The sequence below is a fragment of the Actinomycetospora lemnae genome (assembly GCF_028737315.1).
Taxonomy (GTDB): domain Bacteria; phylum Actinomycetota; class Actinomycetes; order Mycobacteriales; family Pseudonocardiaceae; genus Actinomycetospora; species Actinomycetospora lemnae.
The window spans coordinates 67,856-90,926 of record NZ_JAQZAO010000013.1; the positions used below are offsets into that span (position 1 = coordinate 67,856).

19 protein-coding genes are annotated in these 23,071 nt (G+C 68.5%); 5 read left to right on the plus strand and 14 right to left on the minus strand.

Annotation, left to right across the window (positions count from 1 at the left end; translation table 11 throughout):
* Positions 1–16: 16 nt before the first annotated feature.
* The 9 genes from PGB27_RS24480 to PGB27_RS24515 all read right to left on the minus strand — a co-directional run bounded on the left by PGB27_RS24480 (position 17) and on the right by PGB27_RS24515 (position 12,465).
* Positions 17–559, minus strand: coding sequence for a YbhB/YbcL family Raf kinase inhibitor-like protein (locus PGB27_RS24480; protein ID WP_274203047.1), 543 nt, complete (start codon positions 557–559; stop codon positions 17–19).
* 72 nt (positions 560–631) lie between these two features.
* Positions 632–1,273 (minus strand): hypothetical protein, encoded by a 642-nt coding sequence (locus PGB27_RS24485; RefSeq protein ID WP_274203048.1) that lies wholly within the window; start codon positions 1,271–1,273, stop codon positions 632–634.
* Positions 1,274–1,403: 130 nt separating this feature from the next.
* Positions 1,404–2,411 (minus strand): 1-aminocyclopropane-1-carboxylate deaminase, encoded by a 1,008-nt coding sequence (locus tag PGB27_RS24490; protein WP_274203049.1) that lies wholly within the window; start codon positions 2,409–2,411, stop codon positions 1,404–1,406.
* A gap of 227 nt (positions 2,412–2,638) precedes the next feature.
* Positions 2,639–3,397, minus strand: coding sequence for an SDR family NAD(P)-dependent oxidoreductase (locus PGB27_RS24495; RefSeq protein ID WP_274203050.1), 759 nt, complete (start codon positions 3,395–3,397; stop codon positions 2,639–2,641).
* A 734-nt stretch (positions 3,398–4,131) separates the two neighbouring features.
* Complete coding sequence (locus PGB27_RS29500) at positions 4,132–4,575, minus strand: very short patch repair endonuclease (protein ID WP_408630117.1); 444 nt, start codon at positions 4,573–4,575, stop codon at positions 4,132–4,134.
* 114 nt (positions 4,576–4,689) lie between these two features.
* Positions 4,690–5,934: a DNA cytosine methyltransferase gene (locus tag PGB27_RS24500; protein WP_274203051.1), complete on the minus strand. Its 1,245-nt coding sequence runs from the start codon at positions 5,932–5,934 to the stop codon at positions 4,690–4,692.
* Between the two features lie 437 nt (positions 5,935–6,371).
* Entirely contained in the window at positions 6,372–7,076 is a 705-nt protein-coding gene (locus PGB27_RS24505; protein WP_274203052.1) for an Eco29kI family restriction endonuclease, read from the minus strand.
* Between the two features lie 461 nt (positions 7,077–7,537).
* Positions 7,538–10,720, minus strand: a complete 3,183-nt coding sequence (locus PGB27_RS24510; RefSeq protein WP_274203053.1) for a UvrD-helicase domain-containing protein — start codon at positions 10,718–10,720, stop codon at positions 7,538–7,540.
* Complete coding sequence (locus PGB27_RS24515) at positions 10,717–12,465, minus strand: PD-(D/E)XK nuclease family protein (RefSeq protein ID WP_274203054.1); 1,749 nt, start codon at positions 12,463–12,465, stop codon at positions 10,717–10,719. The genes PGB27_RS24510 and PGB27_RS24515 overlap by 4 nt, the downstream gene beginning before the upstream one ends.
* On the opposite strand from PGB27_RS24515, the gene PGB27_RS24520 reads away from it, so the two are divergent.
* Positions 12,409–13,821 (plus strand): hypothetical protein, encoded by a 1,413-nt coding sequence (locus PGB27_RS24520; protein ID WP_274203055.1) that lies wholly within the window; start codon positions 12,409–12,411, stop codon positions 13,819–13,821. The two genes, PGB27_RS24515 and PGB27_RS24520, sit on opposite strands and share 57 nt — an antisense overlap.
* Before the next feature lie 69 nt (positions 13,822–13,890).
* On the opposite strand, the gene PGB27_RS24525 is transcribed toward PGB27_RS24520, so the two are convergent.
* Positions 13,891–14,640: a hypothetical protein gene (locus PGB27_RS24525; RefSeq protein WP_274203056.1), complete on the minus strand. Its 750-nt coding sequence runs from the start codon at positions 14,638–14,640 to the stop codon at positions 13,891–13,893.
* 967 nt (positions 14,641–15,607) lie between these two features.
* Here PGB27_RS24525 and PGB27_RS24530 point away from each other — a divergent pair.
* Positions 15,608–16,552, plus strand: a complete 945-nt coding sequence (locus tag PGB27_RS24530) for a DNA-methyltransferase (protein WP_274203057.1) — start codon at positions 15,608–15,610, stop codon at positions 16,550–16,552.
* A gap of 1,107 nt (positions 16,553–17,659) precedes the next feature.
* Here the strand turns inward: PGB27_RS24530 and PGB27_RS24535 are convergent.
* Positions 17,660–18,469 (minus strand): MOSC domain-containing protein, encoded by an 810-nt coding sequence (locus tag PGB27_RS24535; RefSeq protein WP_274203058.1) that lies wholly within the window; start codon positions 18,467–18,469, stop codon positions 17,660–17,662.
* Between the two features lie 63 nt (positions 18,470–18,532).
* Between PGB27_RS24535 and PGB27_RS24540 the strand changes: the two genes are divergently transcribed.
* Together PGB27_RS24540 and PGB27_RS24545 are read left to right on the plus strand one after the other, a co-directional pair.
* Positions 18,533–18,868: a hypothetical protein gene (locus PGB27_RS24540; RefSeq protein WP_274203059.1), complete on the plus strand. Its 336-nt coding sequence runs from the start codon at positions 18,533–18,535 to the stop codon at positions 18,866–18,868.
* A 112-nt stretch (positions 18,869–18,980) separates the two neighbouring features.
* Entirely contained in the window at positions 18,981–19,829 is an 849-nt protein-coding gene (locus PGB27_RS24545) for a mycofactocin-coupled SDR family oxidoreductase (RefSeq protein ID WP_274203060.1), read from the plus strand.
* Positions 19,830–19,835: 6 nt separating this feature from the next.
* Here the strand turns inward: PGB27_RS24545 and PGB27_RS24550 are convergent, their stop codons facing one another.
* The 3 genes from PGB27_RS24550 to PGB27_RS24560 all read right to left on the minus strand — a co-directional run bounded on the left by PGB27_RS24550 (position 19,836) and on the right by PGB27_RS24560 (position 22,099).
* The gene (locus PGB27_RS24550; protein ID WP_274203061.1) at positions 19,836–20,207 is read right to left on the minus strand and encodes a hypothetical protein; all 372 of its coding nucleotides are present in this window, start codon (positions 20,205–20,207) and stop codon (positions 19,836–19,838) included.
* A gap of 100 nt (positions 20,208–20,307) precedes the next feature.
* Positions 20,308–21,384 (minus strand): glycoside hydrolase family 172 protein, encoded by a 1,077-nt coding sequence (locus PGB27_RS24555; protein WP_274203062.1) that lies wholly within the window; start codon positions 21,382–21,384, stop codon positions 20,308–20,310.
* Positions 21,385–21,406: 22 nt separating this feature from the next.
* The gene (locus tag PGB27_RS24560) at positions 21,407–22,099 is read right to left on the minus strand and encodes a TetR/AcrR family transcriptional regulator (RefSeq protein ID WP_274203063.1); all 693 of its coding nucleotides are present in this window, start codon (positions 22,097–22,099) and stop codon (positions 21,407–21,409) included.
* Between the two features lie 82 nt (positions 22,100–22,181).
* Here PGB27_RS24560 and PGB27_RS24565 point away from each other — a divergent pair, with 82 nt between their 5' ends.
* Positions 22,182–23,039 carry an SDR family oxidoreductase gene (locus PGB27_RS24565; protein WP_274203064.1) on the plus strand — a complete coding sequence of 286 codons (858 nt, stop codon included), beginning with the start codon at positions 22,182–22,184 and terminating at the stop codon, positions 23,037–23,039.
* Positions 23,040–23,071 lie beyond the last annotated feature (32 nt).

Here is a 23,071-nt window from a genome sequence, read left to right on the forward strand (position 1 = left end):
ATCTCAGCCCTTGATCTCAGCCCTTGATCTCGTACGTCGGGGTGATGATCGCGCGCCCGATGCTGTGGAAGAAGAGGTTGAAGCCGAGGAACGCCGGTGTGGCGTCCGCGCCGACCCCGAGGTCCTCGACGTCGACGGCGTGGACGACGAAGAAGTAGCGGTGATCGCCGTGCCCGTCCGGCGGGGCGGCGCCGATGTAGCGCTTGGCGCCCGCGTCGTTGGCCAGGGTGATCGCGCCCTCGGGCAGCAGGCCCTTGTCGGGGTCACCGGCGTCGGCCGGGAGGCTCGTCGTGGAGGCGGGGATGTTGACGACCGCCCAGTGCCAGAACCCGCTCGCGGTGGGGGCGTCGGGGTCGAAACAGGTGACGGCGAAGCTCTTCGTGCCCTCGGGCGCGCCCGACCACCTCAGCTGCGGCGACACGTCCTGCCCCCCGGCGCCCATGATCCCGCTGACCTGCGCGTTCGGGAGCTGCTGTCCGTCGGCGACGTCGGTGCTGGTGACGGTGAACGTCGCGACGTCGGGCAGGAACTGGTACGGGTCCGGGGGCTGGTGGGACACGGCGTGGGCCTCCTCGTGTGGACGTGCCTTCTCGCCGCGCCAGGTACCCCCGTCGCGTCCAGCGATCACGCGTCAGACCGTCGCCGGCGTGCCCGTCCGGTCCGTGGCGGCGCTCTCCCGCGTGACGAGCAGCGCCACGCCCAGCACCACGAACCAGAGCAGGCTGCTCAGCGCGGCGACCAGCGGCACCCAGAGGTGCAGCAGCGGCAGGATGCCCAGCACCCCGGCGCCGGCGACCCAGGTCGGCAGGACCCGGGTCCGCCAGACCACGGCGGACGTCGCGAGGATCATCGCGGCGGCGCCGACCTGGGCGTAGTGGTAGCTCCACACCGCCAGCGCGAGCAGCGGCTGGGCGAGGGCGCTCGGCACGACGCCGAACTGCACCGCCGCGGCCGGGTAGGCGACCTCCGCCGCGAAGCCCGCGGACGTCAGGGCGAAGAAGACCGTGCCGCCGATGAGCGCGAGGTAGACGGCACCCGAGGGGCCGGCGGCCCGGCGCAGGACGTGGACCAGCACGCCCAGGAACACGAGGCCCAGGAGCACGTGCAGCAGCGGCAGCGCGCCGTTGGCCGTGACGAACCCGGCCGCGCTCTCGTAGTAGCCGGCCGCCTCCTCGGGCGTGCGCGGCTGGTTCGGTGTCCCCACCACGTACGCGGGGATCATGGCGAGGGCGGCCAGCACCCCGCACGCTCCGCCGATCCTCGTCTCCGTCACGTCGCCTCCCCGTTGCCCTGTCCGTGCCGCACATCACAGCGCGGGGGTCCGGGCGCGGACAGATCCGTCGTGGCGAGATCACCCGGTCGTGTCGGTGAGCTCGCCGCGTTCGGGCCGACGGGGCGGGCGCTCAGGAGAACGCGCCCGCGTAGGCGTTGAGCGCCGGCTGTCCGCCGAGGTGGGCGTAGAGCACCGTCGAGTCCGGGCCGATCTCCCCTGACCGCACGAGGTCGATGAGCCCGGCCATCGACTTCCCCTCGTACACCGGGTCGATGATCATCCCCTCGAGCTCGGCGGTCAGCCGGATCGCGTCGATCGTCGACGCCACCGGGATGCCGTAGAGGTCCCCCGCCCAGCCCTCGAGCACCGTGATCTCGTCGTCGCGCAGCTCGCGTCCGAGCCCGATCAGCTCGGCGGTGCGGCGGGCGATCCGCTCCACCTGGTCGCGGGTCTTCTGCAGTGTCGCCGACGCGTCGATGCCGATCACACGGCGCGCCGGCTCCTGCGCGGCGAAGCCGGCGATCATGCCGGCGTGGGTCGAGCCGGTGACGGTGCAGACGATGATCGTGTCGAAGAAGACGCCGAGCTCGGCCTCCTGCGCCGCGACCTCGCGGGCCCAGTTCGCGAACCCGAGCCCGCCGAGGCGGTGCTCCGAGGCGCCGGCCGGGATGCCGTAGGGCGTGCCGCCGGCCGCGCGGACCTCCTCCATCGCGCGTTCCCACGAGTCGCGGATGCCGATGTCGAAGCCCGACGGGTCGAGCCGCACGTCCGCGCCGAGGATGCGCGACAGCAGGATGTTGCCGACCTTGTCGTTCACCGCGTCCGGCCAGTCGACCCACTTCTCCTGCACCAGCCGCGCCTTGAGGCCGAGCTTGGCCGCGACCGCGGCGACCTGCCGCGTGTGGTTGGACTGGTAGCCGCCGATGGAGACCAGCGTGTCGGCGCCCGAGGCGAGCACGTCGGGGACGATGTACTCGAGCTTCCGGGTCTTGTTGCCGCCGTAGGCCAGGCCGGAGTTGCAGTCCTCGCGCTTGGCCCAGATGTCCGCCCCGCCGAGGTGGGCGGTGAGGCGGTGGAGCCGGTGGACCGGGCTCGGTCCGAACAGCAGCGGGTAGCGCTCGAAGTCGTCGAGGGACAACGGGTCCTCCTCGTCCTGGTGCTGGTCCGCGGGCCGCGGGCTCTCCGTGGCAGCACCAGCTCGCCGAGTACCGTATGCAACATATCGCATGGCCGGAAGAGCGCGGTCCTGTGACGGGTGCCCGAGATCAGGCCGGGCCCGCGCCCACCGTGAGGACGCAGGGCGGCGCCGGCGCGGCGGGGTCCCGAGTGCCGTTCGCCCGCCGCGCCGGCGTCACCACCCAGCGGTCAGAGCAGCAGCCCGCCCTCGACGGCGACCGTCGCGCCGGTCATGTAGGCGCTGTCGTCGGAGGCGAGGTACACGACGGTCTTCGCGATCTCCGCGGGCGTGGCGTGCCGGCCGAGGGGGATGAGGTCGTCGAACGTCTTGGCCGCCTCCTCCTGGCCCAGGCCCGTCGCGCGCATCTCGATGGAGTCCTGGAACGGCGTCGACGTCGGCCCGGGGTGCAGGGAGTTGACGCGGATGCGGCGCGGCGTGAGCTCCTTCGCAGCCGCCCGCATCATCCCGACCTGCGCGTGCTTGGCCGCGACGTAGCCGCTGATGCCGCCGAAACCCATGAGACCGACGACGCTGGAGGTGATGATGATGCTCGCTCCCGCGCCGAGGTGCGGCGAGGTGTGCTTGATCATGTGGAACGCGCCGAGGGCGTGGACCTGCAGCGTGCGCGCGAACTCGTCCGACGGGTAGTCCTCGATCGGCGCCACGGCCCCGGTGTTGCCGGCGTTGCTGAAGACGACGTCGAGGTGCCCGAACCGCTCGATCGCTTCGGCGACGGCGGCCTGCACGGCCTGCTCGTCGGTGACGTCGGCCTGCGTGAACGCGGCCTTCTCATCGCCGAGCTCGGCGACCGCCCGCTTCAGGGCGTCGGCGTCGAGACCGACGAGGTGCACCTGCGCGCCCTCGTCGACCATCGCGCCGGCCGACGCCCGCCCGATCCCGCTCTCCCCGCCGGTGATGATCGCGACCTTGCCGTCCAACCTGCCCATGGCTGCCCCCTTCGTCCGGACCGGAAGGGCAGCCTTGCGCCGTCCTGACCTGCGCAGGTCTCGGCGAGGACACGAGTCCGTGGTGACCTCGTCGCGGTCGACGGGCTCGCGTGCAGCGGGTCACCGACCGACTCCGCGGCGTCTCACGGACGCGTCGAGCGCACCCCGTCGCGGGCGAGGACGAGCTCCGTCTCGCCGGGCTCCGCCGTCTGCACCGCCTCCTCGAGGTGGACGAGGAACAGCCGCCACGCGGCCTCGAGTGGGTCGACGCCAAGTGACGAGGTAGAAGCGTCTGCATCGAAGGTTCTGAACTCACCGGTCGGTAGCGCGTGGGTCGCGAGTAAAGCAGCAATCCTTCTCCGGGTGTCACGTTGCCTCGATCTCGACCACCAGACAGAGGGACTAGATGGTATTCCTGCCGAGACCGACAGCGACCCGGAGACTCAGACCCCGGTAGGCTCTGTGCCTCGTTCGACTAGGTCTCCCTAGTCGGCTGGTAAGAAGGCGGAGGATCGTAGCGAGCTCCTTGAGCAACCCCTGACCCGGCGCTAGTTGTTGCCATTCAGTTCCCCGAGGCCTAGTTTCCCCCGAGGCTCGCACCAGAAGGGTCAAACCGGGAACGCTTCACCCTTGCACAAGCTCGGCGAATACGAACCTTTGTGCCACGACTTTTCCGTAGTGGTACGAACTGTCGCGAAGCGCCGCTGGCCCGGCGCAATTGCAGCCCCAAAGTCCTACTTCGAGCACGGCGGCCGTCGATCAACGAGAAGTTGTTCAACTCGAACCGCACATGCATCGGCATCCGCAAGCACCTCGGACGCCCAAAATCTGACCACGAGCCAGCCCTGAGCCAGCAATGTCTCGGTGACGACCCGATCGCGGCGAATATTGTTTTCGATCTTCGCGACCCACCACTCGGTGCGGCTGGGGAAGAGTTCAGCCAAATTTGATAAGCCTCGCCGACGATGTTCGTTGCCGTGCCACATGTCGCCGTCGACGAAGACCGCTAGGCGCCGAGTCCTGTTAACTACATCCGGTCGACCGAAAACGTCACGAGGGTGCAGCCTAAATCTTATGCCGCGAGCGTGCAGGGCCCGGCGAAGAGCGAGCTCAGGCTTGGAATTCTTGGAACGAACTCGCGACATCATGCGGCTCGTCACGGCAGGATCTCTCACCACTGGCCAATCGTCCTTGACACAATCCTGAGCTCGCCTCGTTCTTCGGCCTATCGGTTTATCGCCTTCCTCAGGGATAACTGCACCGGCCGCAAAGATGTTTGTCCAAGATCTCGGCTAGGCGGTCCTTGTCGCGAGGGCATCGGCGACCGCGCTGGCCATAACCTTGCCGAGCTGCACTGGAACTGCATTACCCAGCTGCCGCATCTGCTCCCCGCGCGGTCCTGACAGCCTCCATGTGTCGGGAAAACTCATTGCGCGGGCGACCTCACGCACAGTCATATAGCGAATCGAGCCATCATCTCTACGGAGTACCGTCTCTCCGCCAGGCACCCCGTGCACACCTGCCTTCACGGTCTTCGCGGGTCGGTCAAGATCGTTCGGGGTGTGTCCTGCATACTCGCGGGCGCCCGGCCATCCGTAGTGGTGAAGCCACCCGGGTGTCTCCCTGCGAACCCCAATGGGTTCAGGGAGGCCTCGAGTGGCGTCTCTAAGTGTTAGCCACCGCTGCTGTTTCCGAAGATCGGGGTCGAGCTGAGAGGAGCTTAGAGCGAGTTGTCCGCGCTCCGCGGTCGGCTCACGTACCAAGGCTGGTTCCCTACCGGGGAGGCCGTGCTCCTCCCAATAGCTCCCGTCTCGCTGTGCTTGCACTAGAGCTTCCCGCGAGTGCGTCGGTGTGGGAAACTCCCAGTCACCAAGGCCTAGATCAGCACGAAACGCCACTACGAACACGCGCCAGCGCACTTGGGGTACCCCATAGTCTGCTGCGTTTACCAAGAGGTACTTGACATCGTAGCGCTCGCGTAGGTCGTCTGACTTGCCCAGCACCGACCGCAACCGCAAGTCGTGTTCGCGCCAGTTCTCGCAGTTGCCGCGCTCCTCGAAAGGGGCCCGCAGTTCGTTCAAGATGTAATCATAGTATGGCTTGAACGACGGTCGTAGGAGGCCTTTCACGTTCTCCGCAATCACGGCTCGAGGCCGAGTCTCTCTTATGCACCGGAACAACTCGGGCCACAGATTTCGAGGGTCGTCGTACCCCTTGTGGGCGCCCCCAAGGCTCCACGGTTGACAGGGCACACCGCCGGCGACAACGTCGACGCGCTCCCGGTAGGGACGAAAGTCAATCTCTCGGACATCTGCCTCAATTAGCGGCCACGAAGCGCTACTACTGGTAGTCGGAGCCCACTTAGCGGCGTCGTTTACATCTGTCTTCGGGGGGTGCAAGTCGAGGGCGCCGTTAAGTCGCAGTGTTTCGGCTGCTCGCCGGTCGACCTCGTTAATCATTAGGTGCTCGAATCCGACTTCGTGCATCGCTCGCGCCAGACCGCCGCCTCCAGAGAACAGCTCGATGCTCGTCCCCATCGAGCCGGGCGAGCACTCATGGGCGCTGGTGGTCGAAGCTGACTCCTTGAGCTCCAAGCTCGAGGTAGAGCCGTGATGAGCTACCCCGTCCGAGCACGGTCGTGTTGGCGTCCCACGTGACATGTCGTCTACCCCGGACACGAGCATACGCGCAATCTACCCCAAGGCTGCGCAAGCTCGAAGTCGGGGCGGGAGCGTGTCTGGACGGTCACCGACGTAGCGATCTTCCACTCAGAGGCATGCGAAGAGGTATGTGAGTGGCTTGAGCTCACGGGGCTTGGCCTGCGCGGCCCTACGCACTAGGACTCGCCAATCCATTTTATGTTAGACAGTTGTAGTCGCCACCCATCGCTTCCGCCATCGAGTGGGCGGATGTCGCAGACGGGAACGATCTCGACGAGATCGCCGACCTGTTCAGCGCACAGCCCCTTCCGATCTCAGTCCCCATGCTCACGTAAGGCAGCGCTTGCTTGGTCCAGCTCCGCAATGAGTGACTCCACAATGTTCCTTGTCTGCTCTCGCGGAGGGAATTTATCTAGATGGCGATCGATGTCGCGCAAGATCTCCTCTCTCGGTTTCTGGTCTTCTTCAGTCTTCTCCGCCCAGAGACGACCAGGGTGTAACGTGTCCCATGGCGATCGCTTATTCTTCCGTGTGTCCGAGGCGTCTCCGTGTTTGCCTACTCCGTGACAGACCCTGTATTCCTTGTTCCAGATCGGCTTGAAGAAGCTGATGAGTTCGGCTTCAGCTGCCTTCTGATAACCGCTACGCGTAACAAGGTATCTACACTCGAAGTCTTGAATCGATAATGTGCTTGATGCGGCTCGGATCGAACGAGCATGCTCGTCGAGGCGGCGATGCAACGTGGGTCCCTGAGACGTAGCCCTCGCTGCGTTGGGATCAGTGGGCTCAGCTTTCCCTGCGTAAATAGGCTGCTCTGATCTTGAGATTCTCGCGTAAGGCTCGAACGGCCCATTGTAGTAGAGAACGTACACTCCGGAGCCGTAGAATGGAGTAACTTCATCCAGCCGGACCCTCGATTGGCAGACCATCGTCAACGCGATGACTCTAGCCGCAGTCGTTGGATCGTTGGGGTCAAAAACCCTTGATGGCTGAAGAATGGGATCCAGTTCCTGTGCCACGGTTTGCAGCTCATCGACCTTAGTGGTCAACGCCCGACGGAAACCTGTACTGCTGCCGGAAAGTGCCTGCAGGTCGCAGGTGATCGACGCAAGCTTCTCGACCAGGGCTCGCTCGAGCGCACTGTCGCTTCGCCTATTCAAAGGCAGCCTCTCCTGACGCTTGAGGTAAGCCGTGGTCCCGAGGTCACCCTACCCCCTTACCGGGCCTCACGTTTCAACAGCCTGACGTCGGTGTCGGACCAGGGCCTCCGACAGGGTTGTACAACGCTCGGGTTGAGTCGACCCGATAAATCCAAGAGGAGGGACGTTTGGCCGGCCGCAGCGTCAACAGGGCAGCAGCCCGCAGCGCCAGCAAACCGCGCGAGTCTGCGCGATACACCGCATCTTCATCGCGGACGTGCCGGAGGCAAGCCTATGGCTGAGTCTGGGAAGCTCCGATAAAGAGGTAGGCGGGCCACATTCTATAGGTGATAAGTGAGCTCGGCAGTGTCGCGTGGGCGGAGGAAGAGGAGGGCACTCCGTGACACGGACTCTTCCGCTGCAGCGCCGAGCGTGCGCGAATATACCCGGAGCTGGCGGCGGTAAGCCGAGATTGTTGCGGGTGAAGGAGCCGTATCCGTCTTGTAGTCGACGACAACGAGGCCCTCGTCGTCACGGAAGAGCAGGTCGATGTACCCCTCGACCAACTGCCCATCGATGACAGCGCCGACGTAGGTCTCCCGCCAGTGCGGGCGAGTAGCTGCCCGCTGCACGATGTCCGACTCCAAGCCCGACCGCACCGCCAGGGCGATGTCGTGGACCGCCTCCGGCACGCCCTCAGCAAGGGCCTGCGACTCGGCGAGCTCTTGCAGATGCTCTCCCGTCGCCAGGTCGATGGTCTGCAGCACCGCGTGCACGGCGCGTCCAACGGCGGTCCCGTAGCGTCCCTTGAGCCAGGGCGGGAGCTCGAGGTCCACCGGGTCCTTGTCGAGACCGGGCGGGAACGACGGCAGCTCGACCTCGCCGTGCGCGATCGCCGTGGCGGACACCGCCTCGAGGACGCGCGCGTGCTCGACGGAGGTGGCGTGGGCAGCGGCCCAGGCGTCCCACGCCGGCAGCGGCTCGGCCTCGACGACGAGCCGCTCGCCCGACCAGACCAGGTCGTCCGCTGATGCGAACGTGTGCGAGGGCACGCCCGCTGCCCCTCGTGCGAGCAGTTCTGCGAACACGCAGTCGACGGCGTCCTTGTCGGCCTTCACCTCCTTGCGGTGCAGCGACACGGCGAGGTGGCTCTCGGCGCGCGTGCAGGCGACGTAGAGGAGGCGAAGACGTTCGCCGTGCTCGACCTGCTTCTCGTACGCGTCGGCGTCGTCGTAGCCGACAGTACGGAGCTTGGCTGACAGCTGGGCCTCCACGCCCCCATCGGCGGGCCACAGGACAGTGGGCCGGCGGTTGGACCCGCCAGACGACAACCCCGCGACGACCACGAAGGGGAACTGCAGGCCCTTCGACGCGTGGATCGTCGTGATGCGCACCGTCTGGGTGTCGGTCTCGGGCAGCACGGTCTCGGTCACGCGCGCGGAGTCCTCGGCCTGGCGAGCGGCCCACGAGAGGTATTCGCGCAGTGAGCCGTGCTCGCTCTCCGACCACGCCCTCGCCTGGTCGACGACGAAGCGGAGGCGTCGCCAGACCTCCCGGTAGCGCGGGGAGTCGACGACCGCCTCCAGAAGCCGGCGACGCTCGAGGATCTCCTCGAGGAGCTCGGAGGGCGTGCGTCGTGTTCTCGCCCGCACCCAGGCGCGGAGCTGGTCCAGGGCCTCGGCGACCGGTTGGTCGTCCTCCCGGGGCGCGAAGAGGTTCCACGACCTGCCGGCGGAGCGCCAGCGCCAGAGCTCCCGGTCGCTGCACCCGAGCAGCGAGCTCCGCAGGGTAGCGACGACGGCGAGCTCGTCGGTCGGATCGTCGATCGCCCGAAGACACGTCATCAGCTCGCGAACCTCGCCCGCGGCGTAGACGATCGACGCTGCCTCCGTGCGATAGGGCACCTCAGCACGATCCAGCGCCGCTTCGACCGCCGTGATCGCGGTCCGGTACGGCAGGAGGATCGTGATGTCGTCGGGGCGGATCGGGCGCTGACGCCAGTCGTCGGTGCGCTCCCCGACGGTCCACCCGTCCTGCAGGGCCGTCACCACGAGGTTCGCGATGTCGCGAGCCTCGACGCCGCGCACCTCGTCCGCGGTGGGGGATCGCCCGGAAGGATGCGGTGCGCCGCCGAGCACCGTCACGCTGCCCCCGGTGGCGCGCTCCGGCTTCACCTGCAGCGGCTCGTACGTCGGCTGGATGCCTGGTCGGGGTCGGATGAGCTCGCCGAAGACCCCGTTGACCCACGTCAACACTTCGGGCGCGGAGCGGAAGTTCGTGGTCAGCGCGAGGGTGGTCCCCAACGCGGACTGGGCCGCGAGGTAGGTGCTGATGTCGGCGCGCCGGAAGCGGTAGATCGACTGTTTGGCGTCCCCGACGACGAAGAGGCTGCCGTCGGGGACGGCGAGGTCCGTCCACGCGTCCACGGCGGCGAAGCGGCCGCCGGCGATCCGCACGGCGAGCTCGATCTGGATCGGGTCGGTGTCCTGGGCCTCGTCGAGGAGGAGGCGCTGGTAGCGCCGTTGCAGCGCCGCGCGGGCGTCGCCTGAGGAGCGCACCAGGCGGCGTGCCAGGACGAGGAGGTCATGGAATCGCAGCTCGCCGGTCTGGAGACGCCGTCGCGCGGCGCCGAGCACCTCCTCGGCGAGGCGTGGCAACAGGCAGCGCAGGACACGGTCGACGACGATCCGCTGCTCCTGTTGGCCGTCCTCACTGAGCTGCCGGAACTCGTCGCGGATCGCCTTGGCCTGCCCGCCCCACGCGCCCGCCTTGCCCTTGTTGCTGCCGTGCGGGATCTCGTCGACGAGGTCGAGCAGCTGGGCGTCGTCGTCGGTCGCCTCAGCGCGAGCGAGCCACTCCTCGAGCAGGAGGAAACGCCCGAGGAGCGCGTCCGAGGGATCAGTGCACTCGCGACGACGGAGGAGAAGGGACCGGGCGCGGGCCACGTAGGAGCTGACGTCGACGCGGGGCGGTGGCGGCGCCACGAGGCCGGCGAGGCGCTCCTCCACCATGTCCCAGTTGGCCTCGAGCCGGGACAAGAGCTCCCGGACGTGGTCGAGCTTCATGTCCGCGGCCAGGCCCAGGCGGAGCAGGGGCGCGACGTCGGGGTCGGAGAGCAGCTCCGTGCGGAGGTCGTTCCACCGCCGTTCCGCAGCGACCTCCGAGCCGACCTCGTCCAGCACCTCGATCAGCGGCGGCAGACCGACCTCGATGGGGTGCTCGGACAGCACACGTCGGGCGAACGAGTGCAGCGTGCCGATGGCGGCCGCGTCGAGCTCCGCGAGCGCGCCATCGTTCCCGCCCTTCTCCAACTCCTCGCGGAGCCGATCGCGCAGCTCAGCGGCGGCCTTCTCGGTGAAGGTGACGGCGGCGATGTGGCGCATCGGCACTCCGCTCCTCACCAGTTCGGCGATCCGCGCGACGAGGACCGTCGTCTTGCCCGAGCCGGCACCCGCGTCGACGAACAGCGTGCTGTCGAGGTCGGAGCGGACCCGCTCACGCACGGCGTCATCGAGAAGCGTCACGAGTCCTCCACCTCGCCGTAGAAGAGCAGGCGGACGTCGCGCGCCTCGGCGCTCTTGGTCGGCCAGACCTGAGCGAGCGCCGCAGTACCGAGGCCGTCGACGTCACACCAGGGGCAGCCGTACGCACGGTTCCCCGGGTCGTTCGGCGGCCGGGCGAGGAACCACCCGCGCCCGATGCCGTCGACGATGGTCCGCAACACTTGCCGGGTGTTCTCGAGGACGGCGTCGGTGACGTCGAACCCGACCTGTTCGAAGCCTCCGCGCAGGCTCGTGAACCAGTACTCCGCGCGGACGGGCGTGTCCGCCCGACCGAACGCCTCGCGAGCCGCGAGGGCGTAGACCGGGAGTTGGAGACGCTGCCCGTGATCGGTCGGCTCCTCCGGGGTGAGCTTGCCGCGGTAGAGGTCGGTCTTGCCCGTCTTATAGTCCGTGACCACGAGCCCGCCGCCTCGTCGACGGTCGACGCGGTCGACACGGCCCTGGAGCCGCAGCGTCCGGCCGTCTCCGAGGTCGAGACGGACCGCCGGGGACCCTTCCCTCCCGAAGGCGTGCTCGGCGCCGACCGGGACGGCCTCGTCCAGGCGCGCGCGTCGCTCGTCGTCCTTGACGAGCCAGGCCTCGAGGTCGCGGAGGAGGACGCGCCGGTCCTGCTCCCAGAGCAGGGGGAAGCCGGTGACGCCCCGCGCCCGCGCCTTGACGAACTCGTCCTCGGCGAGGAGGGCGAGGCGCTCCCTGGCCAGCTCCGGCCACGCCTGCCCAGCAGACGGCGCCCATCCCTCGCACAGCGCGTCGGTCACCAGTCGCTCCCAGACGGCATGCAGCACGTTGCCCCGTTCGAGCGCCGAGATCTGCACGATCTCGTCGGGCTCCTCGACGGGCGCGACCCCGAGGAGCCGGCGGAGGAAGTAGGCGTGCGGACACCTCGCCCAGTCCTCGAGCGCCGTGGGCGACAGCCCGTCCACCTCGGTCGGGACGGGCAGGTCCTCGCCGGCGAGGTCGCCGTCGTACTCGGTGAAATCCGGCCCGCTCCGGCCGCGTCGCAGTGCGCGTGCTCGACGGAGCGCGGCGTCGTCCTCGCCGAGTGACCCTTCGACCGCGGCCCGCTGTCGCCACTCCTGGGCGTGCGCCGGCTCGGGCGTCGTCGTCACGGAGCCGGTGTACGACGTCGACGCCTCGAGATGCTTCTCGATCTCCCGCCATCGGGAGGGCTGGAGGTCGGGCCGCCCACTGATCGTGCGCAGCGACGCGAGCAGCCACCGGCTCGGTTGTCGTTCGCCTCCGCGGCGAAGGTCGCCCCGGGGAAAGCTCATGGTTCTGCATCCGGGCGGGGCGGCTGCCAGGGCGGCCAGGACGTGTCGGTGCTGGCGCGCCGACCGTTCACTGATCGTCGGAAGCGCGCCGGCGGTCCGCTCGCGGACGCGGTCGGGGAGCAGCGGGTCGTCCGCCGTCCTCGCCGGGAGCAGCCCCTCGGCCGCGCCGACGAGGAAGACCTCGTCGACGTCGTCGCCGATGCCCTCCGTGACGGGCCCGACGTGGACGCCGACCCCGATGGTGCCGACGCGGTCGAGGACGACGTCGAGCTCCAGCTCGAGCAGCTCGCGGAGGGCTCGCCGCGAAGGGCGGCCGGACATCCCCGCAGCGGCGTCCAGCGTCGAGGCGATCTTGCGCGCCGCGGACGAGTCCTCGGGGTGCAGGCCCTCGTCGGACGCCAGGACGCCGGCGAGGAGCCGGCGTGCAGCCTCCACGATCTCGTGCCATGTCTGCGCGGCGTCGATGGCGTCGAACGCAGACCGGAGCACCGCGATGAACTCGAGGAGCGCGTCGGCGGTCGACGCGGTGCGCTCGCGTCGTTCCGCGAGCCACTCCCGCGGCTCGCTCTCCGCGCGTTCGGTGGCAGCGTCCTCCCGCTGCTGCTGAGCGAAGCCGAGCAGGCGCCCCCAATCGTCGCCCGCCACGACACGCGCGTCGCGCGAGACCCGTTCCCACGCGCTGCTCGGCGCCGGCCGGCCGGCCGCGTGTACCGGGCCGCCGGCCACCATCGCGAGGACGTCGCGGCGGCGGAGGTCACCCTCGGTCAACGCGAGGAGGCGGAGGACGGTGGCGCCGTACGCACTCTCGACGGCGGGTCGGACACCGCGCCCGAAGAAGGTGATGTCTGCCTTGCGGAAGTGTTCGTGGAGGAGCCGCGCGTACGGGTCGGTGCTGCCGTGGAGTACCGCGATGCGGTGTCCGGGCCGGGTGCGCAGCGCCGTCACCACGCGACGAACAACGGCCCGGACCTCGTCGTCGGGATCCGATGCGTGCAGGACGGTGCTGGCGGTGGCCTCCGGACAGGAGAGCTCGGGCACGGCCGCCTGGAGCTCTCGAGCACACCGTCGCGGACCGGCGTCAGCCCGCACGTTGCCCGTCAGACCGAGGACCAGGTGCAGTTCGTGCCGGTCGGCGAGGGCGCGCAGGAGGTCGATCTCCGGCGCATCGAGGTCCTGCGGCAGGAAGAGCACCAGCGGCCCGAAGAGGTGACGGGAGACGGAGGAGGCCGCCTCTCGCAGGAGTGCTGCTTCGTCGTAGGTCGTCGTCGCCAGGCGCTGCTGGACGGCCCGGTGGACCCGGACGGTGTCCGCGGCGACCGGTTCGTCGGGCTCCGCGAGCTGGTTCGTCGCGTTCTCGTGGACGAGGCGCAGGGCCCGGTGCGCCTCAGCCAAGGCACGCACGGTCCCGATGTGATCGGCCACCGGCGCGAAACGACCCGGCTCCTCACGCAGCACGTCGCGGACGGCACTCGCCAGCGCCGGTCCGGTGAGAGGCCGCCGTCCTGTCGCCAGCAGCTCGTCAGCGGCGAGGATCTCGGCAACGCGCCGCAGGGTGAGCACCGCGAGCGCGGCGATACCTGCGGGATGGCCTTCTCCTCCGCGAGCCAGGGCGCGGCGCGAGGCGACGCCGACGCGTTCGCTGGGCACGACGAGGGTGACCTGCCGGAGCGGATCCTCGCCCTTGATCTGGTGGACGACGCGACGCAGCTCTCGGTACGCAGCGTCGCCGTAGGACGTCGACGACGTCGTCGTGATCGGCACGAACAGGCCACCCCCCGAGCTCGATCGTGATCGACGCGGGTGGCGCCCGGAAGCGCTCTGCGGTCGAGCCACTCCAACGAGCGACGGGCGGTCGGAGGCCTAAGCGCAGTAGCGAGCGATCCACCGCTGGGCCCATGGGGGCATCGCTGAGAGGTCGAGGCAGCCGAAGGCGGCACTCCAGCGGAGTCCCTGGCGCCCGTCGGGCGTCAGGAAGAGGTGGCGGGCCTCGATGCCGAGCAGCTCGCGCATGAGGTGCTGTTGGAGCTCGACCTGCCCGACCCGCCGCAGCCCTCGTTCGTCGAAGATCGCTTTCTCGGGGGCGGTCGCCGGGTAGCTGCCTTCGCCGGATTCCACCTTGGCCTCGATGACGACCGCGTGGTCCGCGGTGCTGTGGACGACGAGGTCGGGCTTGATGTTGAACGACCACGAGAAGCGGCAGGTGGCGAGGAACTCGTCGTCGTCCGTGATGTGCGGGTGGAAGCTCCGCACCGACCACCGGCTGGGACTCTGCCAGTACTTCGTCGAGGTCCCTCCGAAGTGCGCGTTCCACGCCTGCGGCTCGGCGTCGGCGAGCGCTCTCACGTCGGCGGTGTCGAGCTTGCTGATGATGAAGTCGCGACGGCGGGTGTCGGCGGGCGGGATCACGTTCCAGAGGTCGCGGAGGAAGGCGTACTCGACGTAGACCGCGACCTGGTCCCGCTCGACGGGGAGATCGGGTGCGACCAAGTCGAGGAACCGGTGCACGTTGTCGCCCAGCAGCAGCGCCGCATAGAGCAGGGCAACGACGTTGCGCTCCTCCCGGCTGATCGTCCAGTACGGGCCGATGTCCGCGACGTCGCGAAGGTTCACGGGCGCGGCCCACAGACGACGAGCAGGTCTCGGGCTCGGCTCATCCCGACGTAGCGCATCTCGCGCGCTCGTTCGGGCTCGCGGAAACCGTTGACCGCGAGCACCACCACCGGCCTCTCGAGGCCTTTGGCGCCGAGGACGTGCCCGTAGAAGACGTCTCGCTCGTCCCAGAACGTGTCCCAGTAGCCGTCACGGCCGAGGTGATCGGTGCGCGCGATCTGTTCCGGGTGACGGCCCCGGGCGTGAGCAGCATGAGGTGCTCGGCCGACCAGTTCTGCCGGTCCAGCAGGCGCTCCACCTCGGCGTCGGCGTGCTCCACTGCCTCGTCTGCGGGGCACGACACCCACTCGACACCCAGGCCACGGGAACCCGAGGGGTGAACGCAGGTGCTGGTGCCACGCGCCGGAGGCGTACTCGACCACCGCCCTTGATGTCGATCACCGCCCACGCCGACGTTGGGCCACAGGGCCACGGCGTCAGCCTCGTGGTCCCCGCCGCTGTCGTAATCGCAGGGGAGTACGCGACTTCGTCCCGCAGCTGACGGCAGAGCTCGTCGAAGCGCTTCTTCTCACAGCGGTCGATGCGTTTGCCGTCCTCGGAGTTCTTGCGCGCCACAGCTATTTCCTCCCTAGTTTGCATCACGGTTCGGCGGCTCTCCGAGGTAGGGGGCTCCGATCCGATTTCTATCGCTCGCCTATGGCTCTGACCGGCACCATCTTACACGCGCCCTACGCACTCCCCGACTATGCGCCGGGTGTTGCGACCGCGTATCATTCGAACTGCTCTGTGCTGCACAGGAGCGCGCGAATTGCGCGGCACAACAACAAAGTTTCGAGTTTTGCGACAACGTCTGCGGGTGGGACAGGCTGCGTCCCACCCGTATCGCATCCGAACGAGCGCTCTTCGTCAGCGGTCAACGCCGCCGGCCGCTCCGCTGCGCTGGTAGGCCGTGCGGTAGTATGTCTAGATGAGTCGAAGCGGTTTCCATCCTGACGCGCCCAATGCCGTGCTTTATGGAGACAATATCGATGCCTTGCGTCGGATGCCAGACGAGTGCGTATCGCTAATCTATATCGACCCGCCCTTCAACACCGGACGAAGCCAGCGTCGTCAGAACTTGAAGACAGTGCGCAATGAGGTTGGCACGAGGACGGGTTTCAAAGGGCAGCAATATCAGAACATCAAAGGTGACCTCTTCTCCTATGACGACGCGTTCGCGGACTACTGGGAATTCCTAGCACCGCGACTTGAACATGCTTGGCGCATACTTCGAGATGACGGATCTCTCTACCTTCATCTCGACTACCGTGAGGCGCACTACGCGAAGGTCCTTCTCGATGCGCTATTCGGGCGGGACAACTTTCTAAACGAGATTATTTGGGCATACGACTACGGCGCGCGTGCCAAGAACAAGTGGCCGACTAAGCACGACAACATCCTCGTGTACGTCAAGGACAAGACTAAGTACCACTTCTCAAACGAGGATGTCGACAGGGAGCCCTATATGGCTCCGGGACTTGTTACTGCTGAGAAGGCCGCGAAGGGCAAGCTGCCAACAGATGTCTGGTGGCACACTATCGTTTCGCCAACGGGAAAGGAGAAGACAGGCTACCCGACCCAGAAGCCGGAAGGCATTTTGCGACGCATCGTTCAAGCAAGTTCGCGACCTGGGACCTGGGTGATGGACTTCTTCGCCGGCAGCGGCACGACTGGAGCCGTCTGCGCGGCTCTGGGCCGTCGCTATCTCCTAATTGACAGCCATGAAGACGCCATAGAGATCATGCGGACACGGCTCGAAGGTGGAAATTTACTCCTTGGCGAGCCCAAGTTCTTTACGGTCGATGACGTCTCCAGCTTGCTCGACCTGCCAAGCAATGAGGAGGTGACGCGTGATCTCGGACCTAACGCGTAGAAGGATTGGTGACCCGGAGGTGCTCGAGCTCGCAAACCTCTCTGAGACACTGCAGCGGGATTACGTCTCCACGGCTGGTGACCCCTGGGAAGGGAGCCCATTCGGTTGGATCCTTCGTACGCCTTCAAGGACTAAAGGCGCGATCGGTGAGAAGTTGGTCTCCGCGTGGTGCGCTCTCAAGGAATTTGATGTGGTGAAGTCGCGCAGTACGGACGCCGATAGGATCATTGAGGGGCATAGGGTTGAAATCAAATTGTCGACCCTTTGGTCGGGGGGTGGCTTCAAGTTCCAACAGATCAGAGATCAGGAATACGACTACTGCCTTTGCCTTGGCTTAGCCCCCTTCCACGCCTACGGCTGGTTCATACCGAAGTCTGCCCTTCTAGAGCGCGTGATCGGCCACACTGGACAACACACTGGCCAAGCAGGGACGGATACTGCTTGGCTCGGTTTTCAATCTGATAGCGCGCCAATCTGGCTCTCGCCTTACGGCGGCTCATTAAGCGACCTCCGGGCCGCGATCGAGCAATGTGGGCGAGGCTGGAACGCCTGACGAGGATCGGTTAGGGGTTATGAGTGCCCTTCTTTGTACCATCTCAAAGCAGGAACGTAAGAATTGGGAAATATGTCGAGATTTCGGGCTTTGGGGTGTTCCTCATGGCAATAAATGGAAGGTGAATCTTACGAAGGCAAAGGAGGGTGACCGCCTACTGTTCTGGATCGCCGCGCAAGGTTTTGTGGGATGGGGGACCGTAACTGGCCCTATGAGAGTCCCGGCGAGCAAAGAGGAGGTCCCTTGGCCGGGCGGTTTGTACCGGTACGCCGCGCTCGTGCCGATGCGGGTAGAGCTAGAATTGACGAAGCCGCTCAGACTTCGCTTTGACGAGAGGCAGAAGCAGTTCGATACGGGTATCTCGGTCTTCATGCTTAGGCGGGGCTTCATCCACGTGCGAGACGAGCAAGCGGAGGCTGCTATTGCTGCGATGAATCGGCATGCGGCTGAGACGAAGCCAGAATGCGCATAGCGACCTCAGAATTGCCGTGTAGCGTCGTTGCTTCGTGTCTCGAGGCCGAACTGGGCGGAAACTGGAACACGCTGCAGGGCTATCATACCGCCACGCGCAGCTCGTCCCCCACCGCGACCTCGCCCGGCTCCAGCACCGTGTACTTCGCCCCGAACACGACGCCCTTGTCCTCGAGGCGGTAGGTCGCGAGCGTCTCCAGCGGCTCGGGGCCCACGCGGGCGCCGGTCTGCTGGTCGACGGTGACGACGGCGCAGCGCACGGCCTGCTTGGCGAACGCGAGCCGAGCAGAACCCAGGAGCACGCGGTCCAGGTGGTCCTCGGCGTGCGCCGGGCAGCCCGTGAGCACGACGTTGGCACGGAAGCGCTCGAGCGGGACGGGCTCGCCGGTGCGTTCCGCGGCGCGGTCGGACAGGTCGTCGGCCGCGGCCCGGGAGAGCAGCAGCAGCGAGCCGCTGTCCGCCCAGCCCGACAGGCCGGGGACGAGGCCGTCGGTCGGGCGGTGGTGCTCCGGGGTCACGCCGACGAGCCGGCTCTCGACCCCGAGCACGTCGGAGAGCCAGGTGGCGGCCTCGTCGCCCTGGTCGAGGGCCGGGTGCTCCTTGCCGAAGATCTCGACCTGGCATCGCGGGCCGTCGTCGGCCGCCTCGATCGTGCACGACTCGCGCCCGTCGGCCGAGAGCGTCAGGGTCGAGCCATCGAGGTGCGGGCGGATCGTCGCCAACAAGGGGTGGCGCCGCTGCGTCTTGAAGCGACCGTCGGGCGCGACGACCATGAACTGCCGATCACCGGCGAGCCCGGTCGTCGTCACCTCGCGGCGGTCGACGGTCATCCCCGCGCAGCCCTTGACCGGGAAGACGGTCAGGGACGCGACGCGAGCGACCGCCTCAGGCATGCGCCCAGCGTGTCACGCCGTCCGATGGCAGATCAGTCGTCATGCTCCACGCGGAGGTGCGTGGTGACCGATCGGGACGACCCGGACTTCCTGCACGCCCGCTGCCCGCTCACCGGGGTCACGGCGCGGGGCGTGGCCACCTGGGTGCTCATGGCCGAACGGCGCTTCGGCGGTGAGATCGTGCCGATGGACGGCGCGCCGCTCGAGGAGCAGATCGCGCGGGCCGCCGACAACGTGCGCCGGCTCATCGCGATCGCCTGCGCCCGGCGGCCGGACAACGTCTTCCTGCAGGACGCGCGCGAGGCGGTGGAGGCGTCCGACCTCTTCTGCGTCGCGGTGGCGCTCAGCGCCGACGAGCTCGAGATGCGCGTGGTGCGGCGCCAGGCGGCCGCGGACTGACGCCTGTCCATCCCCTGCCCGCAGGCCGTTCGCACGGCCGCTCGGCGGTACACGGCGCGCCCCAGGCTCGATCACGATGAGACCGGCGTCACATCGAGATCGGGGAGACGGCATGGGACGGATGGACGGCAAGGTCGCGCTGATCACCGGTGCGGCGCGGGGCCAGGGCCGCGCGCACGCCGTGCGGTTGGCCCAGGAGGGCGCCGAGATCATCGCGGTGGACGTGTGCGCGCAGCTCGACTCCGTGCCCTACGACATGGCCACGCCCGACGACCTCGCCGAGACCGCCAAGCTCGTCGAGGACCTCGACCGCCGCGTCGTCACCCGTGAGGCCGATGTGCGGAACCTCGGTGCCCTGCAGTCCGCGGTCCAGGACGGCGTCGCCGAGCTCGGGCACCTCGACGTCGTCTGCGCCAACGCCGGCATCGCCAGCTTCGCGCCGGGCTGGGAGCTCTCCGAGGAGAGCTTCCAGGAGATGATCGACGTCAACCTCACCGGCGTGTGGAAGACGCTGAAGGCCACGGTGCCGACCATGATCGAGCAGGGCACGGGCGGGTCGATCGTGCTGACCAGCTCGATCGCCGGGCTCCGCGCCTTCCCGAACCTCGCCCACTACACCGCCGCCAAGCACGGCGTCACGGGCCTGATGCGCACCTTCGCCGTCGAGCTCGCGCCCCACGACATCCGCGTGAACTCGGTCCACCCGACGACCGTGAGCACGGGCATGATCCACAACCCGGCCATCTACGAGCTCTTCCTCGGGGTGCAGGGCGCGACCTACGAGGATGCGCAGACCGGGATGACGGTGCTCAACGCGATGAAGGTCCCGTGGGTGGAGGCGGTCGACATCAGCAACGCCGTGCTGTGGCTCGCCTCCGACGAGGCCCGCTACGTCACCGGCACCACGCAGATCATCGACGCGGGCGCCCTGCAGCCGTTCAAGATCCCGCACGAGGCCTGACCGGGGTCAGGTCACCTGGTCGGCCGGCACGGCGCGCACGCCGCCCTCGACGAGCACGAGGTGGTCGTGGCCGGGCTCGCGCACGAGGATCGCCTCCTCGATCTGCGCGAGCAGGGTCTGCAGGCAGGCGGCCTCGGGGTCGTCGAGCTCGTCGGTCTCGACGTCGTCGAATCGGGGCTGACGAGCCGACGGGTCGCGCCCCTCGTCGTCGCAGACGTGGTGCGCGAGGCGCTGCGGGCAGACGTGCAGGCGCACGGCGGGCTCGACGGGCTCGCCGTCGAGACCGGCCAGGTCCACACCGTCCGACGGGCTGCCGTCGAGATCGGCGCGGAAGCCGAGGGCGGAGAGGAAGCGGTCGTAGCGTTCCTGGTCGTTCATCGCGTACCTCCGTGGTCGATGCCCGATGGTGCGAGGAGCAGGGCTGGCCCTGCCACTACAGAGGGGTGTGACCCTGGCCAAGTGGGCAGTGACGTCCCGCTCACTGGTTCGGGAGTCGATCCTTCACCGGTGCCAGGTCGAAGGGTCGGTGGGGCTCCGCCTGGTACCAGTAGGCGACCGACGACCAGTCGTCGCTGCGCCGGTTCGCGTGCCCGTGCTCGATGCTCACGCGGATCGAGCGCTCGAACACGACCGGGTCCTCGATGTGGAAGCGGTACAGGCTCACCGGGCCGCGCCAGTTCTTCCCGCCCGCGAGCGTGACCCCGTGGTACGGCGCGGAGTAGGTCTGCGTCGGGCACCAGGCGGTGTTGACGTAGTCCTCGGTGCCGGTCCCGTGCAGGGTCGGCGGCCAGACGTCGCCGTCGATGAAGATCATGTCGTCGCCCTCGCCGTACCAGTTCCAGCGGCGGGTGCGGCGCCGGTTCTGGATGTTGAGCACGCAGCCGACGTAGTGCCCGTGGCCCTCGGCCTCGAGGATCGTGTAGTTGTCAGCGCCTGTCAGGTTCGTGCCGTGGAACTGGTAGGCGGCGTTGGACCGGCCGGGTCTGACACCGGACGTCAGCTGGCGGCGCCACTGCACGTGGAAGCGGCCGATGTCGTCGTCCAGGGCGTCGAGCTCCTCGTGGTCGACGTAGAAGTAGACGAGGACGTCCGCGTCGTCGACCTCGCTCGTGATCTCCATCCGCGCCCCGGACCCGAAGGGCATCGCGAACCAGCAGTTGAACGCCTTGCCGTCCTCCGGGCTCATCTGCAGCGGGAGCGAGACGAAGTTGGTCGTGCGCCCATGACCCACGCCGAAGAAGTCGCCGAGCGGGACCGCGACGCTCGGGTGCTCCTCGCCGTCCCACCACGCCCGCAGGGTCAGGCGTCGGAGCAGGTCGTCGACCTTGGCGCGAGGGTTCCGCAGGCTGCGTGACGCGGCGACGGTGACCCAGAGGTGGGTGACGACGCCGGCGCCGGCGACGTCGAGCAGGGTCGCGGTCTCGCCGGGGCGCAGGGTCACGCGGTCGTCGTTGCCGCCGGTGCGGTCCCAGCTCGACGACCGGCGTCGGCGGGTGCGGCGCAGACGGGGCAGGTCGCGCAGGCTCGATCCGTGGGGGCCGTAGTCGACGGGCACGGGGCCGCCTCTCGTCGTCGGGTCAGCGACCCCCACCCTGCGCCGCGGTGATCCGGTCCAGCCACTCGCGCAGCACGCCGACCTCGGCGGGGCTCAGGGCGTCGACCTCCGGCAGCGCCGCGCGCAGGGCCGCCGCCGCGGGGACCGGGCCCGGGTCGGCCAGGGCGGGCGCGTCGGTGGTGATGGCCGCGATGACGGCCTCGCGCGCCGTGGTGGCGAGCTCCGGGTCCCGCTGGTCTTCGGGCGTGGTGAGCAGCGTCAGCGTCGTGCCCTCCCCGACGGCCCGGACGAGCGCGACCGCTCGGGCCTCGGGCACGCGCAGCCGCCCGGCCTCGGCGATCCGGCCGATGTGCTTGCTCAGGACACCCACGGCGGCGGCCGCGGCCGGCGAGCTCGGGACGGTGCCGGCGTACATCAGCCGGTAGAGCGCGGGGTGGGTGAGGCCGAGCTCGACATGCTGGTCCCAGCCGTCACGCAGGTCCTGGACGGGGTCGTCGGTGGGTTCGCGGGCAGTCTTGCCGGCGAGGTACGACGCGAAGCCCTCGGTGGCGACGGCGTCGAGCAGGCCCTGCTTGTCGCCGAAGAGGCGGTAGATCGTCGGGGCCTGGACGCCCGCCGCAGCGCTCACCGCGCGCGTCGACACCGCCTCCGGCCCGCCCTCCTCGAGCAGGCGCAGGGCGGCCGCGACGATCCGTCCCCGCGGGCCCTCCTCCACGATCACGATGATAGCGAGGAGTTGCTTCCGGCGCTAACAACAGTGCTAACGTTGTAGCGTTACCAATGGAAACGAAGATGCCATGATCGTCGCGACCGGAGCGAGCGGCCGCCTGGGCCGCACCGTCCTCGAACGGCTGCTCGAGCGCCTGCCCGCCGACCAGATCGGGGCGAGCGTCCGCGACCCGGAGAAGGCGCCGGACCTCGCCGAGCGCGGGGTGCGGGTGCGTCGCGGCGACTACACCGACCCCGCGAGCCTCGCCACCGCGTTCGAGGGTGCGTCGCAGGTGCTCGTGGTGTCGGCGAACGTGCTGGGCGAGGAGGCCCTCCGCCGGCACCGCAGCGCGATCGAGGCGGCCGTCGGGGCCGGGGCCGAGCGGGTGCTCTACACGAGCCACGCCGGCGCCGACCCGACCTCGCCGATGGGGCCGATGCCCGACCACGCCGCCACCGAGGAGCTCCTCCGCCGCTGCGGCGCGGCGTTCACCTCGCTGCGCAACGGCTTCTACGCCTCGACGGTGCCGATGCTGCTCGCCGGCGCCTGGCAGACCGGGGAGCTGCGCGTCCCCGAGGACGGGCCGGTCGCGTGGACCACGCACGAGGACCTCGCCGACGCGACGGTCGAGGCGCTCGTCGGCGACGCGCTCGACGGCGTCACCCCGCCGCTGACCGGGCCGGAGGCGCTGACGATGGCGCAGGTCGCGGCGGTGGCGTCCGAGGTGGCGGGACGGGCGATCCGGCACGTGACGGTCTCCGATGCCGAGTACCGCGCCGAGCAGGTCGCGCGCGGCGTGCCGGGGGAGGCGGCCGACATGCTGCTGACGATGTTCGCGGCGAGCCGGCGCGGCGACTTCGCGGCGGTCGACCCGACGCTGCCCCGGTTGATCGGTCGCCCGGCGACGCCGCTGGCCGCGGTGCTCGGGGCGTCGGTGCCCGTGTAGGGGGTGCGGGAACTACGAACTTCTCTGCTCGC